The following is a 1041-nucleotide window of genomic DNA, read 5'->3' as shown; positions in this document are numbered from 1 at the left end:
TTAATCGAAATCATTTTCAATACCATTTTCTAGATTTATTTGAATGCTCATATATAAAGCAGAGCTAGTAGGAATAAAAGTGATTGTTACCGAAGAGAGTTACACTTCCAAATGTTCCTTCATTGACTCAGAAACTTTAGAAAAACAGTCAAGTTATAAAGGCACAAGAGTCAAACGTGGATTATTCCGTAATCAATCAGGAATATTGATTAATGCTGATTGTAATGGGAGTGGAAATATTATAAGAAAAGTAGTCCCCAATGCTTTTGTTGAAGGGATACAGGGTGTTGTAGTTCACCCAGTGAGGATTACTCCTCACAAATAAATAAATTCTATGGTCAATGTTATATTTGACTATAAAATTTACAACTATAATTTGGTAAAAACATTTGTTTTTTGCGAATGACAACAATCAAGCTGCTCAACAATCGCTATCAAGTAATTCAAGTGTTAGGTGGTGGTGGTTTTGGTGAAACCTTTCTGGCGGAAGATACCCACATGCCTTCCCGTCGCCGTTGTGTCATTAAGCAACTCAAACCAGTCACCAATGACCCCAAAACCTATGAAATGATTCAGCAAAGGTTTGAGAGGGAAGCAGCGACTCTGGAGTATTTGGGGGAAGGTAGCGATTCCATACCCAAACTTTACGCCTATTTTTCTGAAGATGGACAGTTTTATTTAGTCCAAGAGTGGATTCAAGGACAAACCCTCACAGATATTATTGAATCCCAAGGGACTTTCAATGAAACTATTGTCCGGGAAATTGTTGTGAATTTGTTATCGATTTTGAATTATGTCCATAGCAAAGGTATTATTCACCGAGATATCAAGCCCGATAACGTCATTTTGCAACCATCCTCTCAACCATGGGGAAAACCAATCCTCATCGATTTTGGAGCCGTTAAAGAAACAATTCGTTCTGTAGGTAATTCCCCCGGTGTACCCGCCCCTTCCTTAGTCATTGGTACACCAGGATATATGTCTAGGGAACAAGCCACTGGACATCCAGTATATGGTTCAGATATCTACAGTTTAGGGTTG

At 38.4% G+C, this 1041-nt stretch carries 2 protein-coding genes; both read left to right on the top strand.

The genetic code is table 11. The annotated features are described in order from the left end of the window. The first annotated feature begins 43 nt into the window (after positions 1-43). A complete protein-coding gene (locus F6K52_RS36770) occupies positions 44-325 on the top strand; it encodes a zinc ribbon domain-containing protein (RefSeq protein WP_293090230.1) in 282 nt (93 codons plus the stop codon). A 77-nt stretch (positions 326-402) separates the two neighbouring features. After that, the coding region (locus F6K52_RS36765; RefSeq protein ID WP_293090228.1) for a serine/threonine-protein kinase at positions 403-1041 on the top strand (639 nt) is incomplete at its 3' end.

The organism is Moorena sp. SIO3H5 (genome assembly GCF_010692395.1).
In the GTDB taxonomy this organism is placed as follows: Bacteria; Cyanobacteriota; Cyanobacteriia; order Cyanobacteriales; family Coleofasciculaceae; genus Moorena.
Note: the sequence above shows the minus strand (reverse complement) of the source record. Positions and strands in the feature narration are given on the sequence as shown.